The sequence below is a fragment of the Achromobacter insolitus genome (genome assembly GCF_002209555.1).
GTDB classification, from domain to species: domain Bacteria; phylum Pseudomonadota; class Gammaproteobacteria; order Burkholderiales; family Burkholderiaceae_B; genus Achromobacter; species Achromobacter insolitus.
In genome coordinates this window covers 60,776-74,836 of record NZ_NJIF01000013.1, presented here as the reverse complement: position 1 = coordinate 74,836, position 14,061 = coordinate 60,776, and the positions used below count along the sequence as shown (strand labels likewise).

12 protein-coding genes are annotated in these 14,061 nt (G+C 66.0%); 1 reads left to right on the top strand and 11 read right to left on the bottom strand.

All coding sequences use genetic code 11. The annotated features are described in order from the left end of the window. The first annotated feature begins 70 nt into the window (after positions 1-70). On the top strand, positions 71-652 hold the full coding sequence (locus CEY08_RS27330) for a hypothetical protein (protein WP_042792842.1): 582 nt from the start codon (positions 71-73) through the stop codon (positions 650-652). 75 nt (positions 653-727) lie between these two features. Here the strand turns inward: CEY08_RS27330 and CEY08_RS27325 are convergent, their stop codons facing one another. From CEY08_RS27325 to CEY08_RS27275, 11 genes are all read right to left on the bottom strand, one after another. Beyond that, complete coding sequence (locus tag CEY08_RS27325) at positions 728-997, bottom strand: sulfurtransferase TusA family protein (protein WP_063639656.1); 270 nt, start codon at positions 995-997, stop codon at positions 728-730. Then, a complete protein-coding gene (alaS, locus tag CEY08_RS27320; protein WP_063962050.1) occupies positions 997-3,621 on the bottom strand; it encodes an alanine--tRNA ligase in 2,625 nt (874 codons plus the stop codon). The genes CEY08_RS27325 and alaS overlap by 1 nt, the downstream gene beginning before the upstream one ends. A 79-nt stretch (positions 3,622-3,700) precedes the next feature. Beyond that, positions 3,701-4,738, bottom strand: coding sequence for a hypothetical protein (locus CEY08_RS27315; protein ID WP_063639658.1), 1,038 nt, complete (start codon positions 4,736-4,738; stop codon positions 3,701-3,703). 41 nt (positions 4,739-4,779) lie between these two features. Then, positions 4,780-5,412 carry a type 4 pilus major pilin gene (locus CEY08_RS27310; protein WP_084738516.1) on the bottom strand — a complete coding sequence of 211 codons (633 nt, stop codon included), beginning with the start codon at positions 5,410-5,412 and terminating at the stop codon, positions 4,780-4,782. A gap of 58 nt (positions 5,413-5,470) precedes the next feature. Then, positions 5,471-6,607, bottom strand: a complete 1,137-nt coding sequence (locus tag CEY08_RS27305; protein WP_076812347.1) for a general secretion pathway protein — start codon at positions 6,605-6,607, stop codon at positions 5,471-5,473. After that, positions 6,600-8,318 (bottom strand): ATPase, T2SS/T4P/T4SS family, encoded by a 1,719-nt coding sequence (locus CEY08_RS27300; RefSeq protein ID WP_063639660.1) that lies wholly within the window; start codon positions 8,316-8,318, stop codon positions 6,600-6,602. Before CEY08_RS27300 ends, CEY08_RS27305 begins: the two co-directional genes overlap by 8 nt. Next, complete coding sequence (locus CEY08_RS27295; protein ID WP_063639661.1) at positions 8,315-8,794, bottom strand: hypothetical protein; 480 nt, start codon at positions 8,792-8,794, stop codon at positions 8,315-8,317. The genes CEY08_RS27300 and CEY08_RS27295 overlap by 4 nt, the downstream gene beginning before the upstream one ends. Then, on the bottom strand, positions 8,781-10,103 hold the full coding sequence (locus CEY08_RS27290; protein WP_232033750.1) for a type IV pilus inner membrane component PilO: 1,323 nt from the start codon (positions 10,101-10,103) through the stop codon (positions 8,781-8,783). The genes CEY08_RS27295 and CEY08_RS27290 overlap by 14 nt, the downstream gene beginning before the upstream one ends. A 2-nt stretch (positions 10,104-10,105) precedes the next feature. Then, positions 10,106-11,692, bottom strand: a complete 1,587-nt coding sequence (locus CEY08_RS27285) for a hypothetical protein (protein ID WP_076812344.1) — start codon at positions 11,690-11,692, stop codon at positions 10,106-10,108. Beyond that, on the bottom strand, positions 11,689-12,531 hold the full coding sequence (locus CEY08_RS27280) for a TrbG/VirB9 family P-type conjugative transfer protein (protein ID WP_076812341.1): 843 nt from the start codon (positions 12,529-12,531) through the stop codon (positions 11,689-11,691). The genes CEY08_RS27285 and CEY08_RS27280 overlap by 4 nt, the downstream gene beginning before the upstream one ends. Positions 12,532-12,719: 188 nt before the next feature. Further along, the gene (locus CEY08_RS27275; protein WP_042792835.1) at positions 12,720-14,060 is read right to left on the bottom strand and encodes an extracellular solute-binding protein; all 1,341 of its coding nucleotides are present in this window, start codon (positions 14,058-14,060) and stop codon (positions 12,720-12,722) included. Position 14,061 lies beyond the last annotated feature (1 nt).

Sequence of the window (14,061 nt, the reverse complement as noted above, 5' to 3'; positions counted from 1 at the left end):
CGCCGCTAGTCGCCGCCCCCATTTTCCAGCGCTTTCCCCCCAACTTCCTCTAACCGGAGGGTGCACCACCATGAAGAACCACAAATCAGTCTTCACTCCTGTCGCGCGCCTGGCCCTGGCGGGCTTGCTGGCGGGCACCTTGGCCATGCCGCTTGCCGCGTCGGCCCGAGTGATCGGAGCCGCCCTGACGACAGCCACCGGCAAGGTCACTGCGGTAGACCCGGCCAGTCGGACTATCACGCTACAGGGCGAAAATGGTAATAGCGTGGACATCCAGGCTGGCCCCAATATCCGCAACTTCCAGCAGATCAAGCCCGGCGACACGCTCACGCTCGACTACTACGAGTCGGTGGCGGTGGATGTGCGCCCCGCCGGATCCGGCATCCCGGAGGTCAAGACCGAAACCGCGGCGACGCGCAGCGCCAAGGGCGCCATGCCCGCCGGCGCGGCGGGACGCCAGACTACGATCACGGCTGAGATCTGGCACATAAACAAGAGCGCCAATCTGGTCACGCTGAAGGGGCCGCAAGGCGGCATGCGCACCATCCAGGTACAGGACCCCGCCCTGCAGGCGCGCCTGCAGCAGTTGAAGGAAGGCGATCTTGTGGATTTCACCATCACCCGGGCAGTCGCCGCCGCCATTCGCAAGTAGGCAAGCGCCAAGCCAATGCAAAGGGGCCCGCTTTACGGCGGGCCCCTTTGTATTTCACGCGTGACGGGAAGCTGGTCAGCGCCGCCGCAGGAAATGCACCCCGCGGCCATCGACTTCCTGCTGAGCCACCAGCACATTGCCGGTCTGGCGGGCAAACGCCTGGAAGTCGCGGATGGCATTGCGGTCCGTAGTGATGACGCGCAATACTTCGCCACTGGCCATCTGCGCCAGGGCCTTCTTGGCGCGCAAGATCGGCAGCGGGCAGGTCAAGCCGCTGGCATCGACTTCCTGCTCGAAGGAAGGCGCGTGCGCGCCGCCGTCAAGACTGACATCCGCCCCGCTCATCACAGACGCTCTTCCACCCATTTCTGCACGCTGGCGACCGCCGTAGGCAGGGCCGCGAGATCGGTGCCGCCCCCCATGGCCATGTCGGGACGACCGCCGCCCTTGCCGCCAACCTGCGCGGCAACGAAGCCGACCAGGTCGCCTGCCTTGACGCGGCTAGTCAGGTCGGCGGTAACTCCGCCGACCACACTGATCTTGCCGTCGGCCGAACCCGTGGCCAACAGCACGACCGCGGGCTTCAAGCGGTCTTTCAGGTTGTCGACCATGCCACGCAATGCCTTGGGATCCACGTCGCCGATGCTGGCTGCCAGGACCTTGATGCCCTTGACGTCGACAGCAGCGCTGGTCGCCAAGTCATTGCCTGCGCTGGCGGCAAGCTTGTTGCGGGACTGCTCCAGCTCCTTCTCCAGGGTCTTGACCTGCTCCTGCACTTGCGCAATGCGCGCCGGCAAGTCGGCCGGCGTGCTGCGCAGCATGCCGGCAACCTGGGTCAACAAAGCGTTCTGGTTCTGCACCCAGGCCAGCGCGTTGTCGCCGGTGATGGCTTCGACGCGGCGCACGCCCGCGGCCACGCCGCCTTCGGAAACGATCTTGAACAGGCCGATGTCGCCCGTGCGGCTGACGTGGGTCCCGCCGCAGAGCTCGCGCGAGAAGCCGATGTCCAGCACTCGGACCGTATCGCCGTATTTTTCGCCGAACAGCGCCATGGCGCCGCCCTTGACGGCGTCGTCATAAGCCATGACCTGCGCCACGGTGGGCTGGTTGGCCAGGATCTCGGCATTGACGATGGCTTCGACCCGCGCGATCTGCTCGGCGGTCAGCGGCGCGTCCTGGGCGAAGTCGAAGCGGGTCTTGTCGGGATCCACCAGCGAACCACGCTGCTGCACGTGCGCGCCCAGTACCTGGCGCAGCGCCTTGTGCATCAGGTGAGTGGCCGAGTGATTGCGCACCGTGCGGGCGCGGCGCACCGCGTCCACCCGCGCAAGCAGCGTATCGCCCACGGACAGCGTGCCGGATTCCAGTTCGCCATGGTGGCCGAAAACGCCGGCCTGGATCTTCAAGGTATCGGCCACGGCAAAACGCACGCCATCGGCCTCGAGCAATCCGGTATCGCCGACCTGGCCGCCCGACTCCGCATAGAACGGGGTCGCGTCCAGGACGACAACGGCGTTTTGGCCAGCCTTGACCTGCTGGACCTGCGTGCCATCGACGTACAGGGCCGTAACCTTGACGTTGTCGAGCTCCAGCTTTTCGTAGCCTTCAAAGCGGGTATCGGCACCTTCGTAGCTCAGGCCTTCGGCCATCTTGAACTTGCCGGCGGCGCGAGCCTGGTCGCGCTGGCGCTCCATGGCGACTTCGAAGCCGGCCATGTCCACGTCGACTTCGCGTTCGCGGCAGATGTCGGCGGTCAGGTCCACCGGGAAGCCGTAGGTGTCGTACAGCGTGAACAGCGTCGTGCCATCCAGCTGGCCGCCCTTGGGCACATTGGCCAGGGCGGAATCGAGGATGCGCATGCCGTGCTCCAGCGTTTCACCGAAGCGCTCTTCTTCCTGCTTGAGCACCTGGGCGACGCGCTCGGCCGTGGCGGCGAGTTCCGGATAGGCATCGCCCATTTCGGCGACCAGGTCCGGAACCAGGCGATGGAAGAACGGCTTGGTCTGGCCGAGCTTGTAGCCGTGGCGCAGCGCGCGGCGAACAATGCGGCGCAGCACATAGCCGCGGCCTTCGTTGCTGGGAATGACGCCGTCGACGATCAGGAAGGAGCAGGCGCGGATGTGGTCGGCGATGACCTTGAGCGAGTTGTCCTCCAGATTCTTGATGCCGGTTTCGCGCGCGGCGGCCGCGATCAAGTGCTGGAACAGATCGATTTCGTAGTTGGAGTGCACGCCCTGCAGCACGGCGGCGATGCGCTCCAGACCCATGCCGGTATCGACACAGGGACGCGGGAGACGCGGCATGTTACCGGCGGCATCTCGTTCGAACTGCATGAACACCAGGTTCCAGATCTCGATGTAGCGATCGCCGTCTTCCTCGGGCGATCCCGGCGGGCCGCCCCAGATTTCGGGACCGTGGTCATAGAAGATCTCGGAGCAAGGGCCGCAAGGACCCGTATCCGCCATCTGCCAGAAGTTGTCCGACGCGTAACGCGCGCCCTTGTTGTCGCCGATGCGGATGATGCGTTCGGCGGGCACCCCGACTTCCTTGGCCCAGATGTCGTAGGCCTCGTCGTCTTCCTGGTAGACCGTGACCCAGAGCTTTTCGGCGGGCAGTTTGTAGACCTGGGTCAGCAGCTCCCAGGCATACTGGATCGCATCGCGCTTGAAGTAGTCGCCAAAGCTGAAATTGCCCAGCATTTCGAAGAACGTATGGTGGCGGGCGGTATAGCCCACGTTCTCCAGGTCATTGTGCTTGCCGCCGGCGCGCACGCTGCGCTGCGACGAGGTAGCACGCGTATAGGACCGCGATTCCTTGCCCGTGAAGACGTCCTTGAACTGGACCATGCCCGAATTGGTGAAGAGCAAGGTCGGGTCGTTGCCGGGGACGAGCGACGACGAAGGAACAATGGTGTGTCCCTTGGACTTGAAGAATTGCAGAAACTGCTGGCGAATCTCAGAGGATTTCATCGTGGATGAAGCAGAATTTAGGCGAATTTTTCATTATAGAGGGTTGGCGGGCTCCCCGGGAAAGAGGGCTTGCCGGGATTCAGCGGACGCAGACGTAACCCGTAGTCCAGCCCTCGGTCTGGGTCCATTTGCCGCCTGCGGAGACGATCACCGCCTTGTAGCCGGCCGGACACGAGCAGGTTCCGGTGCGGGGATTGGCGGTGGACACGCCTGTGTAGTGGTAACAACCCAGCGGATGGTTGAAGCTGTAGGCCCCGCCGAAGCCCCCGCTTGCAGGCTCCCAGGTCCCCGATTGGCAGGTCAGGAGCTCTCCTTGCTCGGAGTTGGCCATCGTGCCCGAGGGCAGGCGGCAAGCTTGGCCCGCGCCAGCGCGTGCGCCCACGGCGAGATAGGAACCGATCTGCGCCGAGGAAGCCACCGACAGATTTCCCTGCAACTGCGGGTCGCGCGTATCCCGCAGCCTGACATAGCGGTCCAGGTCCGGTCCGCCGGCGCCGACCCCGGCCCATAGGGCCAGGGTGCCCGGCGGGTGGACCGGCAAGCCCGGCATCAACGGATTGGGGAAGCTGAATGCCGCGCCACGCACCAGGCCCGGCTTTCCCGGCCATATGGCTCCGCCGTATCCGCGGGCAGCATCGATTGCCGTCGAAATGCCAATCAGGTCCGGGGCTTGCGTCCCTGATTTGAGCAGCGGAGCGGCACTATAGACCAGCCCGTCCAGGCGACAGCGTTCGCCCGGACACGAAGGCGCCCTGGCGATCCGGATTTGCGCCGAAAAACCCAAAGCGGAACGGTCGGGAAAATCGGCGGGCAACATGCCCAGGCCGCGCAGCTCGTCCATGGTGGGCGCAAGCGGATCCGCGAACAGTGGAACCCCCTGCTCATTGCGCGGCCCCTCCCCTTTGGCAAGCACGGCGAAGTGCCGCGCCAGCACATCGGCGACCGCCTGGCGGATCTGAGTCAGCCATACCCCGGCGGCTCGCGCAGCGGAGTCCTCGATTCGCTGCACCACTTGGCCTGAAGCCCAGATCGCGGCCATGGTGCTCAAGGCCAAGGTCACCACCAGGCCCGGCAACGAGAAGCCGCGCTGGCGCTGATGCTGGCGCGGGCGCTGCATAGCGGCCGGCGATCCAGCGCGCACGAGGTGGCCATGCGGACTCATTTTGCGACGAACACAAAGGTGTTGACGTCACCTTGGCGGCACTGGGCCTGCGCCACGGCTGCGCGATACGGCACACTGGGCGTCGCGAACGCATCCTTCACGACCTTCAGGCCCCCTCCTCCGCTGATCGAGATGGTTTCGGACATCCGCTGCAATACCGAAGCCAGCGACGGACACGCGGCTTGGCTGACGTTGGTCAGCTTGATAGAGAACGCGGATCCCAGCCCAGCGCTGCCGAAGGACGCTGCAGCGACTTCGACCACTCCGTTGCCGCCCACGCCGCTGCCGCCCAGGCCGTGAGCGATGCGCGCCGCGCTGCCGAAGCCCTCGACGGTCAGGACACTGGATTCCCGCAAGGCATTGGCCATGGCGCCGGTATCCAAACCCGCGTAGGGCGTGAGGCCGCCGCCTTGCGCGTTGGTCTTCATGCTGGCGATGAAGCGCTGCAGTTCCTCGCCCACCTTGGGCACCTTGTTTTCAACGACGTAAGAGCCGATAGCCGGAATACCCACGATGGCGATTATCAGCACGATGGCGGTGACGATGGACACCTCCATCAGCGAAAAACCACGCTGGCGGGGCATGCGGCACAGGGGTGCATGAAACTGGAATGCTTGGAGGTCGTGCATGGTTGCTTTCCTTGTAAATGAAGCACGCGGGCGGAATGCGCGGCGTGCCGGCCGCGGCCTATTGACTGGCATAGAAGTTGGTCAGGTTCTGGCGCAGTTCGTCGACTACGCAGTAATGCCAAAGCGTGATGCCCAGCACGGCCGCCAGCGAGGTCAGCAGCAGCGACCAGCGCAATGCGAAGGCCTGCCACCGCACCCGCGCCAGCAGGCGCGATTCAATGCGCATCCGCACCTGCGCCAGCCCGGCCTCCATGCCCAGGGCATCCATCATGTCGGCCATGTACCACCACGTTTCTGGGTCCAGCAGGCCAGTGCCGAAGATCTCGGGTCCCGTCTGGCCGCCCTCTATCCGCTCCAGCATGTGCAGCAGATGCGCATGCAGCCAGGGCCCGGCATCGCGGGCCTGAACGGCCAGGGCGCGCCGCAAACGGGTGTCGGCCGCGCCGTGCTGCCTGACCAGCACGGCCAGCAGCGCCAAGAACCGGATGGCGTGAAAATCCCGGTAAAGCCGCCAAAGCAGCCAGCGATCCAGCCAGGCGCGCATGGCGCCGGTGAAATGCGGCAGCGACCACAAGCTCATGGACACCAGGCCCAGCAACAGCACCAACCACAAAGCGAGCCATTGCCTGAGCACCTGAGCCAGGGTGAATAGCGCGCGGGTCAGCTTTCCGTAGTCCTCGGCGGGAACGGCCTGGAACACCTGCTGCAAGCGCGGGACGCTGAAAAAAGGAATGGCGCAAAGCAGAGCAAAAGCGACCATCGCCGCCACGATGCCCGCCGCTGCGGCAGAGACCAGCGCCCGCCAGGCGGCCGACGCCAGTCGAGCGGCGTGCGCGACGTCCCGCAACGCCGCCGGCAGATCGCCGCCCTCCTCCTGTACACAACTGAGCAGCAGGCATTCGCTCGCGGCCAGCGTGTGCGCCCAGGCAGCGCCCAAGTCTCCTCCCGCTTCCAGGTACCTGCCCGCCCAATGTCGCGACAAGCGCCCCCGCACGGTATCTACACCGTAACGGCGCGCATCGTCCTCGAATACGTCACGCAGGCTCTTGCGTCCTTGCGTTCCTTCAATCAGATCCGCCAGATACTCGTAGTAGTCTGCACGCCCTGGGCGAAAGCGCCAGGCGTCCAGACGCAACAGCAGGCCGCGGCCGGCAATGCGTTTGCGGAAAGGACGTAGCAGGAGCCGCCTAGCCATGACCGGCCCCGCAAGGTGGAACGTGGTGCGCCGGCACGACCGCCGGAACGTCGAAGCGGCGCACCAGTGAGCGCGGATCTACCTCTCCACGGCTGACCTTGTACAGGGCGCAATCCCGCGCCGGCCCGCCATGCGTGGCCGCGCTGCGCCAGGAGGCCGGACCGCCCCCCTGGACCAGCCGCTTCAGCCCGACGTTGTCGCGTGCGCGCACGAGCTCCAGGAAGCCCCCGATGCGCTCAGGCTCCACCATCTCGGCCACCACGCTGCGGCCCGATAGCCCGTTCAGCTGGGGCAGTTGCGGTCGCCTGCAAGCGTTGCAACCTGCCGCGTTCCTGACCCGTAGCGGGGCAAGATCCAGCAGGAAATCCTGCTGCATCCGTTGCAGCCACCCGTGCCAATCGGCCCTTGCGGTATCGGCGGATGCGGACCAGAGACTGTCGGCCGGCAGCGCACAATGGGCACACAGGCGTGGCAGCAAAGTCTGATAGACCAGCAGCTTGAGGATGCCGGGGGTCGCCAGAAAATCACGCGACACGCCTATCGCATCCGATGCCAGGCGTTCGGGAATCAGCACGGCGCCAGCCGCGTGGGTCGTGGTGTAGAGGCTGACGCCAGAACTGGCCAGGTCCATGAACGCACGGCCGGTATCGATGTCGCGGATCTCGCCAATGAGCAAATCGTTCATCGCCGAACGTTTGATGGTCTTCAGCTTGGCGTCGAACGCAGGCCACGCCGACTCGGCCAGGGCGCCGCCAAGTGTGTTCTGTAATGCGTTGTCGATGAGGTATTCGACCGGATCCTCCAGCGTGATGGCCTTGCGCGTGGGCGCGATACCGCGCATCAACGTTGCGATGGTGGTCGACTTGCCGGAACCGACCACGCCAGCCAGCACGATGGCCCCGCCTTCGCGCTCGCGTGCCCGCGTCAACGTCTCGACCTGCCCAGGCAGGTAGCCCAACGCAAGCAGGTCGGAGTGGGCCGTCGCGTCCAGGCGCAATATGCGCAGGCAGACCGAAGGGCCTGCATCGGTCGCCAGGGACGCCCAGCGCAACACGATAGGCACGCTGTCGATATCAAGCGCGATGCGGCCCTGCTGTTCGAGCGCCGGATCGAAAACCGCGCCATTGCCGCCCCTGACTTCCATCCAGGCCACCGCCAGAACCTCCAGCAGCGTCGCGCTGGACAAACCGGCGAAGCGCTCCGTGCCGATATATTCGCCATTGATGGTGTAGCGGATCTCGCTGGCCTCGCGCCGCCGATTGACGTTGATGTGCACGTCGCTCGCCCCTTGCGCTACCCCCCAGCGCACGATGTCCAGGAACAGTGAGGCCAGCGCCGAAGCGCGCTCCTGCTGCCGCTCCTTGCCACGTGTTGCCAGCCCACGCGCCGCCAATTGCCCGCGGGAGATCATCAGCAGCAGCGGTGCGGGCAACTGATAGCGCGGCACTTGTGCCAGCCGATGACCGGCAGCCTGCACCATGCGCTCGACTTCGTCGATCTGGTCTCCCAGCATGTAATCCTTTACGGCAAACACGGCGACCTCGCCGCTTTCGAGCAACACGGGGCAAAGCCTCCCGGCAAGCGCGGCAAGATCGAATTCGTGTCCCAACGCCCGCGCGAATGCGGGTTTCAGACGAGCGATGTCTTCGGGTGTCTGAAGTTGGGGCGGAGTCCCGGCCGCCGCAGCGGGCTGTAGAGCGTGCGCGCTCATGGCCGTGCCGTGCCTGCATCGAGGCAGGCCGTGCGCTCGATATCGTCGCGGCGTAGCCTTACGCAGCCCTCGTCGATGGCAAGCAACTGATAAGTGCGCGCAGTGGGGGTCCCCGCAACCGGCTCTCCCCGACCCGCTTGGTAGCGAAGCATCGCGCCGTTGAAGATGATGTCGGCGCTCAGGCGCCGAGCGGTTCCGAAAATCGCCCTTACCCGGATATCGTCGGATGCCTTGACCGGCTGCATCACCGGGACGGCTGGTTCCGTGCCCGAGCGGCATAGGCCGGGCACGCGGCAGTCCGCCAGCGCCGCCGCCGCGTCCGCGCGCAACAAGGCGCGCACCGTCTGGGCCTCTGGCCATGGCCGCGGATCCGGGACGGCCGGCGCAGACGAATGGCCGTATGCCGCAGCCCCCGGCATGGCCGACAATGCCAGCCCCAAGATGAAGCCTGCTGCGCCCACCCTATTCCTGTTCATAGATTTCTCCCTGCAGTTCGGCGACCAGCATGCTGGCGGCCAGGGCGGGCTGAGGTTGCGCCTGGACGTCCAGAGACAGACGGGACCATCTGGCCGCGGCAACGGCGCCGTCCAACAACGTGAAAGAACGCAACGGCCCGCGCAATGTGAGGGTCCTGCTGCGGACGGCGGGCGAGCCCGGATAGCTGGCGCCGGCATGGTCTGATGCAGTACGAGCAGACATCGGAAGAAGCAGCGGCGAGGCTGGCGCCAGGACAACGGACGTGAACGCGGCCCGCATGCGCTGCAGCTCGGCGACCAGGCCCGTATCGACCTGCAGTGCGGTCGGCAGGACAAGGTCGGCCAGCCTTCCCGGCGACGAAGCCAGGCTCCAAGACAGGGTGGCTTCCTCCAGCGGTTGGAATGTCACCTGCCAACCGGCTGGCCGCAACCCATGCAGCAGGTCATTGGCGGCATGAGGATGGGCCCGCACATAGACTGCGGAACAAGTCCAAGCCTGATCGCCGGCGAGACAGCGCGCATGGGTCAACGCCCAGCCGCTTACCTGGATGGGCAGCTTGCCGACGCTGTCCATCAATCGGGCGACCTCGGAGGGAGAGTGGACCGGAGCACTCCGCAACGCGGTCAGGGAGGGATCTTCCTGCGAAGGGAGATCCGACGGGTCGACATGCCCGGTCGCAGCGCGGCCGGACAGCGGGCCGATCAAGGCATTCCATAGCGACGGGCCGACAGCGGCAAGCCCCGCGCAGGCCAGGAACAGACGGAACACAAGCGGCAACTCGGCCCAGCGGGAGGACAAAGCGTCCAGGCGAGCGGCCGGATCCGCTGCCTGCACCAGCAGCGCCCAAGCCTCATCGGGTGCCTGCGCGGGCAATGCGGGCCGCTGCGCGAGCAAAAGCGTTTGCTCGCGCAGGGCTTCGTCAAGCGTTGCGAACACTTTGTCGGTCTGCGACAGCACCGTGCCGCGCTGAGCTGCCACCAACCAATGCCCGCCGTCCGGCAAACGGATCAGGCTGTGTCCTCCGTCGGGGTACAACAGGGCGTACAGCTGCGCGGCGGCCTGCACCTGCGCGTGGCGACGCCGCTGGGTGCGCAGACCGTTGCGCCACGTGCGGCGCATGCGGCCATAGCCGGCCACCATGGCCGGCGCGCCGCCCACGACATAGTGGCTAGCGCGCAAACGGCGGCCGCGCGAGCGGGCCAGCGCGGGAACGTTGGAGCCGATCAGGGCAAACCAGCGCAGGCCGAAAGCCAACGTCCGGCCGGTGCCGGGCACCTCGAGCAGCAGCGTAGGAGGGATGCGTTCCATCCTTAGTAACCTTCCTCGACCTGCGCCGTCACAAGCACCAGAGTCGTCATGCGTTCCGAGGCGGCGCTATCCCGGCCGCCCGCGATGAGCGGCAATCCGGGCGCCAGGCGTTGGCGGTGGTGCTGCTCCTGGTTGCGGTCGAAACCGGAAACAATGATGGGCTGGCCGGGGCGCAGCTCGATCTGCTGCACCGTGCCGTTGCCGTCGATCGTCACCTGCTGGACCTGGATCTGATTGCCGCGCTCTCCGAACGTGATGGTCTTCAAGGGCTGAGCGACCGCGTTGTCATAGGCGAGCGAAAGGAGTATCTGCCCGTCCTCCTGGATGTCGGGCAGCAGCGTCAGGAACGAGCCGATCGTCTCCTCTTTCTGGCTGATGGATACCGCAGGCAGGGATCCGTTGGCACCGCTCGCTGTGGCGCCGGGGACGGCCGTGCTCTGCACCCGGTCGATGTAGCTGAACGTGGTCCTTACCGCGTGGGTGACTGGGCGGCGGTTCAAGGTCAGGATGGGGACCTTGTTATGCCGCACGATGGCGCCCATGGTGCTGAGCGCGGAGACAATGGCTTGCGTGCCCTGGAACGGCCCACTGGACATGGCTGCCTCCACGTTGCTGGTTGACGCTCCGGCCCCGGGCAGCGCCAACCGCGCGGCCGTTCCCGCTGCGGCGTAGACGATGCTCCAGTCGATACCGCCCGACGTGGCGTCATTGGCGACGACCGTGATTTCCTCGAACATCAAGCGGATTCGGCGGGTCAACGCCTTGTTCTCGCGTTCGAGATAGCGCGCGACACGCTCCAGGGCTTCCGGCGTGTCCGTGACGACGATCGAAGTAGCACCTTCGACCGCTTCAGCGACGACGCCGGAACGCGTCAGGAATGGCGCAATATTGGCGCGCAGGATCGCCAGCGCGTCGTGCTGTCCCGCCGACAAGGATGTATTGGAGGTGCTCTCGAAGCCCTCACCTTCGGCGCTGCCCTGACGGCCAAGCCGGACATCTACTTTGCTGGCCAGCGACAAGGCACGCAAATCGAATACGCGGGTTTCGGTTCGGTAGAACTCGAGCGCATTGTGCTCGTAGCGCCAATGCACCGAAAAACGCGCGGCCAGCGCGTCCAGCAAATCTGCCAGCGGCTGCGCGCCAGCGCGGACCTCGAAGCTGGCAGGCGCCGGGACGGACAGCGCGCCGTTGACGGCCAGTCGGGGCAGGAACAATTCCAGGGGCAGCAAGGCATCTGGCCGCACCCGGACCGGAATGCCGGTGGCGGCAGTCAGACGCTGGGCCAGGACGGGAAGATCGGCGTCGTCAGCCAGCATCAACGTCGTCCGGACGTTTTCTCGCAAGGCAGGCGGAAGCAGCACCTCGCGCGCCAAGGGTTGCGGCTTACCTGCGAGCCATGGCGCGGTGACATCCTGGGCCGCCAGGCGCGCGGCGCGATCGGACAGTCCTTCAGCAAAGGCCTGATGGCTGGCGGCCAACTTGGTTTGACGCGCGTGCGCCGCGCGGCGCTGGTCGGCAACCTGTTGCGAAGCGGCGCAACCGCCCAACACTCCGGAAACGACGATACCCAGACAGACGATGCGCATCATGCCGAGGCCCCTCCTGGCGCGGCCATGCGCGTGCAGGATTGCGCCAAAGGCACCACGCGCAATACGCGGTTGCCGTAGAAGCACGGCTGCAGCGGCTTTTCGGCGAGTTCGGTAGCCCCCAGCAGTTCGCGTACGGCGGATTTGAAGTCGCCGGAGAACTCGGCGGCCGCTGACAAGGGAATGTCGACGTCCACGGCCCAATGCTGAGCTTGGAAGGTCCAACCTGAGAGGCTGGCCCAGCGCGCGAGGACGGCGCGCAGCGTGGCGTCCGGAGGCGCTGCGCGATAGACCGGCTGCGACGCCGACGCCGGCGCCGACGCTGCGGTGCTGGACGACGCCAGCGCCAAGGGGCCGGCGGCTTGCAGGGTTCCGATAGCGGGCGCAGCTGGCTCGACCGGCCGGGTCGGACCGACGGGCTCCGCAACCGCATCCGCCGTCGATGATGCCGATTCGTGCCCAGGCTTGGCTTCGGCGACCGCCTGCAGGCGCTGAGCCCTAGCGGTCAGGCGCCCGCCGCGAAACAGCAGGCCGCTCCAGCCTCCTGCCAGCACGACATAAGGGTCGCGCCTCAAGTACGGCAAGGCGCGCTCGCCATCGCCGCCGACGCCGAAGATCGCGGGCAGCGCCTGGCCAGGCGCGAACTGCAGCCAGGTCTCCTTGCCGTCGTCGAACACCTGCATGGGCGCCACGGCGGGATCGCCGGACAACTGCCAGTCGAAGCGGAAGCCTTGGGAAGCCTGGCGCGAGGCCTCCCATGTAGCTGCGGCCGGACTCTTGCCGGCCCCTGTGCAGGCCCCCAGGCAGGACAGCCCTGCCGCCAGGAAGAAGAAACGAACCATGCCTCACCGCGAACAAAAGGCGCACCGGGATCGATACGCATGAGAGGCATGGTGGACGAGCGGCCAGCGCGTCACCAGACTGGCATGTACGCATGGATGGTTTGGTCGCGTACGGCTCAGAACAAAAAAAACCCGGTCCAGAGACCGGGTTCGGGCCAGGGTGGCGGCGTTTGCGCCGCCTGCCTGGATCAGCGTTGCGCGGCGATGCTGCGCGCTTGCGACGCGGCGTTGTTCAGCGCCGCAACCGGCGGCACTTTGCCTTCGAAGGCATCGTTGAGCTGCTGGTTCAACACCGGCTCGATGCGCGTGTAGTTGGCCATGCGGAAGCCGCGGCTGTTGGTCGTCGGCTGGGTGCGCATGGACGCGATCAGCGCCTGGACGCCCGGAATGCGGTCATAGAACGACACGTCCGAAGCGCGGAATGCGGCTTCCGTCAGCGGCAGGTAGCCGGTGCGCTGGTGCCATTCCGCCGCGATGACGGGCTTGGACAGCCAGGCCAGGAACTGCGCGGTGGCCTTTTCTTCGGCCTGGGGATGGCCTTCCAGCACCCACAGCGCCGAACCGCTCACGAACGGCTTGCCGCCGTCCTTGGTGACTTGGTCGTAGTAAGGCAGCGGCGCCACGCCGAAGGACAGCGACTTGGTGTTGATGAACTGGCCGAACGCACCGGTGTTGGCCGTCAGCACAGCGCATTCGCCCTTGGCGAACAACTTGTCGCTGGCATTGTCGGCAGAATGCGCCGTGAACAACAGCGAACGCTTCCAGCTGACCATCAGCGAGATATGGCGCATGTACAGCGTGTCGAACTGCATGGCGGGCGCGGCCGACTTCTTGGTGACCGCGTCCAGGCCATTGTTATTGCTGGTGAACTGCTGGTTGTTGACGGGCGCCAGGTTCTCCAGGTGGACCGTAACCTGGTCGCTCGAGGCGTAGGGGCAGTCGATGTCGGCCACGTCGCGCAGCTTCAACAGCTCGCCTTGCAGGCCGACCCAGGTGCGCGCGGGCTTGTTGGGGTCCAGGCCAGCTTTCTTGTAGGCGGCGGTGTTGTAGAACATCACCGGCACTTCGGCCATCCAGGGGAAAGCCAACAAGCGGCCCTTGCTGTCGCGGGTGAAGCTGCTCGTGGCGGGCACGAACCAGTTCAGGTCCTTGATCGGGTACTTGGCCAGCAGCTCGTACAGGGGCAGCACAGCCTTGTGCTGGGCGACGACTTCAGGCGAATGGTTGTCGGTCAGTTGCAGCAGGTTGGGCCCCTTCTTGGCCTTGACCGCCGAGACGGCTTCCTGCTCCAGCGCGCTGGGCGAGGCGAAGCCGCGCAGCGTCACGCGGACCTGGTCCTGCTCCTTGTTGTATTGCTTGGCGAGCTTTTCGAACTCGGCCTTGTTTGCGTCGGTCAGCGTATGCCATACCTGGATTTCGACCGCCGCGGCATTCGCCGCACCGGCCATCGCCATGGCGGCGCCGAACAACCATGCGCGCCGGCTGGCGAACATCGCGCGGGCAACGCCCGCCAATTGCAGATTCTTCATA

What these genes read in the sequence shown, in the direction of transcription:
- CEY08_RS27330 (WP_042792842.1), top strand. Translation starts at nt 71, where the DNA reads ATGAAGAACCACAAATCAGTCTTCACTCCTGTCGCGCGCCTGGCCCTG.
- CEY08_RS27325 (WP_063639656.1), bottom strand. Translation starts at nt 997, where the DNA reads ATGAGCGGGGCGGATGTCAGTCTTGACGGCGGCGCGCACGCGCCTTCC.
- alaS (WP_063962050.1), bottom strand. Translation starts at nt 3,621, where the DNA reads ATGAAATCCTCTGAGATTCGCCAGCAGTTTCTGCAATTCTTCAAGTCC.
- CEY08_RS27315 (WP_063639658.1), bottom strand. Translation starts at nt 4,738, where the DNA reads ATGCAGCGCCCGCGCCAGCATCAGCGCCAGCGCGGCTTCTCGTTGCCG.
- CEY08_RS27310 (WP_084738516.1), bottom strand. Translation starts at nt 5,412, where the DNA reads ATGCACGACCTCCAAGCATTCCAGTTTCATGCACCCCTGTGCCGCATG.
- CEY08_RS27305 (WP_076812347.1), bottom strand. Translation starts at nt 6,607, where the DNA reads ATGGCTAGGCGGCTCCTGCTACGTCCTTTCCGCAAACGCATTGCCGGC.
- CEY08_RS27300 (WP_063639660.1), bottom strand. Translation starts at nt 8,318, where the DNA reads ATGAGCGCGCACGCTCTACAGCCCGCTGCGGCGGCCGGGACTCCGCCC.
- CEY08_RS27295 (WP_063639661.1), bottom strand. Translation starts at nt 8,794, where the DNA reads ATGAACAGGAATAGGGTGGGCGCAGCAGGCTTCATCTTGGGGCTGGCA.
- CEY08_RS27290 (WP_232033750.1), bottom strand. Translation starts at nt 10,103, where the DNA reads ATGGAACGCATCCCTCCTACGCTGCTGCTCGAGGTGCCCGGCACCGGC.
- CEY08_RS27285 (WP_076812344.1), bottom strand. Translation starts at nt 11,692, where the DNA reads ATGATGCGCATCGTCTGTCTGGGTATCGTCGTTTCCGGAGTGTTGGGC.
- CEY08_RS27280 (WP_076812341.1), bottom strand. Translation starts at nt 12,531, where the DNA reads ATGGTTCGTTTCTTCTTCCTGGCGGCAGGGCTGTCCTGCCTGGGGGCC.
- CEY08_RS27275 (WP_042792835.1), bottom strand. Translation starts at nt 14,060, where the DNA reads ATGAAGAATCTGCAATTGGCGGGCGTTGCCCGCGCGATGTTCGCCAGC.